Source organism: Rhodopirellula maiorica SM1, assembly GCF_000346295.1.
GTDB classification, from domain to species: domain Bacteria; phylum Planctomycetota; class Planctomycetia; order Pirellulales; family Pirellulaceae; genus Novipirellula; species Novipirellula maiorica.
Genome location: NZ_ANOG01000873.1, coordinates 1 through 5,084 on the forward strand (window position 1 = coordinate 1; position 5,084 = coordinate 5,084).

General features: G+C 52.6%; 5 protein-coding genes. All 5 read left to right on the top strand.

Going from position 1 to position 5,084, the window contains the following annotated elements; translation table 11 throughout:
- The coding region (locus tag RMSM_RS27880; RefSeq protein WP_040769703.1) for a sulfatase-like hydrolase/transferase at positions 1 to 788 on the top strand (788 nt) is incomplete at its 5' end.
- Positions 789 to 847: 59 nt separating this feature from the next.
- The gene (locus RMSM_RS27885; protein WP_008704995.1) at positions 848 to 2,242 is read left to right on the top strand and encodes a sulfatase-like hydrolase/transferase; all 1,395 of its coding nucleotides are present in this window, start codon (positions 848 to 850) and stop codon (positions 2,240 to 2,242) included.
- 39 nt (positions 2,243 to 2,281) lie between these two features.
- Positions 2,282 to 2,887: an alkaline phosphatase family protein gene (locus RMSM_RS27890; protein ID WP_144058021.1), complete on the top strand. Its 606-nt coding sequence runs from the start codon at positions 2,282 to 2,284 to the stop codon at positions 2,885 to 2,887.
- Complete coding sequence (locus RMSM_RS37430; RefSeq protein ID WP_008704997.1) at positions 2,887 to 4,197, top strand: alpha/beta hydrolase; 1,311 nt, start codon at positions 2,887 to 2,889, stop codon at positions 4,195 to 4,197. The genes RMSM_RS27890 and RMSM_RS37430 overlap by 1 nt, the downstream gene beginning before the upstream one ends.
- A gap of 103 nt (positions 4,198 to 4,300) precedes the next feature.
- Positions 4,301 to 5,084 (top strand): glycoside hydrolase family protein (locus RMSM_RS27900; RefSeq protein WP_201767085.1); only part of this gene is annotated, 784 nt, incomplete at its 3' end.

Below are 5,084 nucleotides of genomic sequence, written 5' to 3' on the forward strand. Positions count from 1 at the left end.
ACGCTCAAAGAGCGGCTTGTCGGCGCGCACAAACGATCCACGGCATCGATCAGATGGTTGGCCGAATTCGTGAACAGCTCGATCGGGAAGGACTTGCAGACAACACTGTCATCGTTTTCGCCAGTGATCACGGAATCATGAACGGCGAGTTTGGTCTCGGCGGTAAAGCACTCAACTACGAATCTTGCCTGCGTGTTCCCTTGATCATCATGGATCCTCGGGTTGCCCCATCGGAGTGCGGTCGACGCTCCAATGCTCTGGTGGAATCAGTCGACATCGCGCCAACTTTGTTGGACTGCGCTGGGGTGGAACTTCCCCGGGGAATGCAGGGGCACAGTTTGCGCGGAATCATCGAAGGAACCGAGGATGCTGTCAGGTCCAGCAGTTTCGCCGAGAATCTTTGGTCGACCCAGTTCGGTAACCCGCGAATCGAGAGCGTGCGAACCGACGATGGTTGGAAATACATTCGGTACTTCAAGAACGATCGTTCACTGTTTGAAGAGATCGCCAAAAAGAAACAATTTCGAGCAACGCCCAAATTGATCGCGAGCTATCACGATTGGCTAACGGCATCGATCAACGGAGAAGAGCCGGTCTTTGAGGAACTATACCACCTCGCGACGGATCCATCGGAGAGCGTCAATCTTGCCACGCGACCTACTTGCACCGACAAACTCCACCAGTTGCGAGCCGAATGCCAGCGGTTGGTGACGTTCGCGAAAGGCGAAGTCGAACAAGCCCCTGCGACTGTCGTAATTGATCAAACAAAGGGACGGAAAGCCCAATGATGTATTTGAGAAGATACCGATGTGAGCAGTCACGCAAGCCCAGACAGCTGGGCGTTTGGTTGAAAGCTCTGTCGATCGTCTGGCTGGTAACCGGTTCTCAATTGCTTGCCGATGACCGCCCCAATGTCATCGTGATTGTTGCCGATGATCTCGGGTATGGTGACGTCGGTTTCAACGGTCCGTGTGATATTCCGACGCCCAATCTGGATGCGTTGGCACATTCAGGCATTGTATTGGAAGCCGGTTATGCTACGCACCCGTATTGCAGCCCCAGCCGTGCGGGACTGCTGACCGGTCGTTACCAGCAGCGATTCGGTCACGAATGCAATCCGGCCTTACAGGAGGGCCACTTCGAGCCGGGATTGCCGGTGGATGAAACGCTAATTGCCGACGTCATGCGAGACAACGGATACCGTACGGTCGCGATTGGAAAGTGGCATCTGGGCGATTCCAGGACGTTCTGGCCGACCGAGCGTGGATTTGATGAATGGTTCGGCTTCACCGGTGGCGGACTGAGCTATTGGGGAACACCCAAAAAGGGCCGCCCACTGAGCGGTGTAATGAACAACGGCAAACAGGTTGCTCCCGAAACGCTTACCTATTTGACCGACGATTTTTCGCATGCAGCGGTCGGCTTTGTCAAACGCAATCGTGACAAGCCTTTCTTTATGTATCTCGCGTACAACGCACCGCACGCACCTGATCACGCAACGCGAAAGCACTTGGAAAAGGTTCGGCACATTGAATACGGTGGCCGAGCAGTCTATGGGGCTATGGTCGCGGGAATGGACGATGGTATCGGCAAGCTGATGCAGACGCTCGATGAACTTCAACTGAAGAAAAACACACTTGTATTCTTCTACAGCGACAATGGCGGTCGAATTCAACACGCCAGCAACCTGCCGCTACGCGGTCACAAGGGCATGCTGTTTGAAGGCGGCATACGAGTTCCGTTTTGCATTTCGTGGCCGAAGAAACTAGCGGCACGACAGCGAATCTCGGAACCTGTGTCGGCGCTCGATATCTATCCGACGATTCTAGCTGCATGTGAGATCGATTCAGACGCTACCGACCGACTCGACGGCCTCAATCTTCTGCCCTCGCTCATTCAGCAAGATCTGAACAGTCTGTCTCGTCGCCCGTTGTTTTGGCGATACTCGATGAGCGATGGCGAGTATGGATACGCGGTTCGCGAAGGCGATCACAAGTTGGTGATGAGTCAGTACAAGCGTAAGGACTTGCTGTTTGATCTCCGCAATGATCTCGGCGAGCGTCACAATCTGGCGTCGAAATATCCCGATCGGGTCCAGCGGCTGAAAAAACTGATTCAAAGCTGGGATGCTGAGAACACCCAGCCGATGTGGCCGGATGCACACGGTGTGAACGTCCAAAAAGAGGAAGCCGAACGGAGTCGCGTTATCAAACAATCGTTGCCTCCGACGGCAAAGCAATAGACATTCTTCAACATCAGCTCAACAGAGCACCAAATAATCATGATGCGATATCTAACGGACAAACCCCATACTTTCCGACCGCTTTTGATGCGCTGCTGCGTACTTACTGCGTTGGTCGCACTGATCGCTCAGCAAGCCCACTCGTCACCGCCAAATATCCTGTTCGCAGTGGCTGACGACATGTCGCACGCGAGTGCGTATGGTCACAAGTTTTTGTCGACGCCGAACTTTGATGCGATTGCGCGTCAGGGACTCCGGTTCAATCGGATGTATTACATGCACAATTTTGAACCGGAACGTTGGCCCTGTGGAACAGCGGAAGCCGGATTCCGGGACATCGATGGCAGTCCGACAAAGTCGGCGATTTGGAAAAGTCAGCCTGACAACCCTTATCACCGGCTCTGCTTTGGCAAGCGTCCACAGGCTGAACTCTACAACGTAGTCACGGACCCGGATTGCATGGACAACCTCGCGGCAAACCCTCAGCACGGCGCCCGTGTCGAGCAGATGAAGTCCGAGTTGTTTGCAGAGCTGGAACATCAACAAGATCCTCGCGTTACCGGCCATGGCTATGATTTCGACTACGCCCGTCCAGACCGACTACGAGAATACGGGATGCTTGTAGAGAAATACAAGGGTAAGTAATGATCAGCAACAGGTATCTCTCGACGAGATTCAAACCCACATTTCTTTTTTTCGTCATATCTATTCCGACGGCAACGGCCGCGTCGGCACAGGGTCACGAACTTTGGCAGCATATTGACACTGCTAAATCGGTCATGACGCACGGCGTTGAGGCAGCCTTCGATAAGGTGAACGATGAAAGACGATTAACGATCGAGCAGACGGAAGACGCACGTTACGCATGGGCTTCGATTGAGTCTCCAGCAGTTGGTTGGAACCTTGGTAGCACAAAGTTAGTTGAAGCCGAAGTCGAAAATTTATCGGCTAGGGAGGTTGACGTTCTGCTTTGGGTCGTGCCGGACAAAGGATGGGGTGCTGTTGGCAAGAACGCCACTATTGAGCCAGGAGAAACTCTCTCGTTGAAGTGTAACCTGCGCGCGACATACAAGGATAATACTCCGAAACTAAATCCAAATCGGATCAGGTCCATCGAGGTCATGCTTTCTAAGTGTGATGTTGGCGCAACAATTCGCGTCAAAGGACTCAAGGCGAGTGGATCGGCTCCTGATTGGGTCATGAGAGAAGGTCGCATCGAGGTTCCGAATGTGGAAAACGGCCAGGCATCCGCTGGCAGACGCGTTCGCTACAAGCTGAGCGATGACAAAGACTCCGGCATCTACTGTGCGTTGCATCTTCCCGAGAGTTGGATGCAGGGAAAACTGTATCCTGTGATCGTGGAATTTCCGGGAAACATCTACTTCACCGAAAATTGCTACTCGACCGGATTGCCCGATCAAGGTGCGATTGGTTTTGGCATGGGAAAACATGTCGAATCAATTTGGGTTACCATGCCGTTCGTTGAGTACGCGAAAGATAAGGTGGTGACTGACGGATGGGGCAATGCCGATGACACCGCAGACTACACCATTCGAGTCGTCAACGAAATCATTGGGAAATTTGGTGGAGACCGCGAAAGGTTAGTTATCACAGGGTTTTCGCGCGGTGCGATTGCGTGCGGATACATCGGAAGGCGGAACGACTCGATTGCATCGCTCTGGCGAGGCTTTCATGCTTGCCAGCACTACGATGGTGATGGTTGGAAGGGGGCCACATTAGTCAGCGCAAAAGCGCGGGCCGGAAGAATTGGGCAGCGGCCGATATTCCATACCGACAACGACAGTGAAGACCTCAAAGTGATGCTCGCTGAAGTGGGGGCGGATGTTACCTATGCAAGTTCAGGTCTAGGAGCTCATGCAACGGCAATGTTCCTTGATGAAAGACCCTCAACCCTAAAGCTTCAAGAATGGTATGCGGCCCTTGTTCATGAATAAAACTGCGAGAGCAGCGTTCACAATTGCCTTTACCGTGACCTTCATGAAATTGTTCACGAAAAGCCACCCCATGTTAAATCCTTATGGCTACGGAGAATAGAAGATGCGTATCGCCTTTGCCCCATTGTTCTTGTTGTGTTGTTCCTTGTCCGTTCCTGGGCAGAAAGTGACGCATTTGCCTGTGGAAACCAGGCGGCACGATATTGACAAAATCGACCCGAGTATTTCTGACAATGAGTCGTTGACACAGGGGGCGAGCAAAGAGCAGAGGAAACATCTGGCTCAGAAAACATCAACCATAGCAAAGTCGCCAATACAGTCTGTCCTGGACATCACTCACGGCGACGACTCCGCACCCGATGCGGCGATGACGTCCAATCCGTCGGTTTGCCAAATGCCCGACGGCAGGATCTTGATGGTCTACAAGGCGGTCGGCAAAGAAGACCCCGCACCTCACTATGGACCAGTCGTGCATCTGGTGGCGATTGCCGATAGTCCCACAGGCCCTTTCAATAAGTACCCGGATCCTGTTTTCACACACGGTAAGGATCGCTTTCCCGCCGAAGACCCTTACATCTGGTATCAGGATGGTAAATATCGGGCTATCGTCAAGTGCATGCGCAATCAAGGCAAGAATCGCATCGCTTTCTTAGCACACTACGATTCCAACAATGGGATCCACTGGAAGGAAGCTAAGTATTTCAAAATCTCGGACCCATCCCTGACTTGGGAAGATGGACGCAAACAAGACTTCGCGCACCTGGAACGACCGCAAGTGCTAATAGAAAACGGCAAACCGATCGCATTGATGTGCGCTTCCGATACCAAGGACGAAAACAATGTCCTTCATTCGTTCAATGTGCAGATTCCGTTGGTCGTTACCAAAG

Excerpts from the sequence above, each read along its gene's own strand:
- RMSM_RS37430 (WP_008704997.1), top strand. The coding sequence starts at position 2,887 with ATGATCAGCAACAGGTATCTCTCGACGAGATTCAAACCCACATTTCTT.
- RMSM_RS27890 (WP_144058021.1), top strand. The coding sequence starts at position 2,282 with ATGATGCGATATCTAACGGACAAACCCCATACTTTCCGACCGCTTTTG.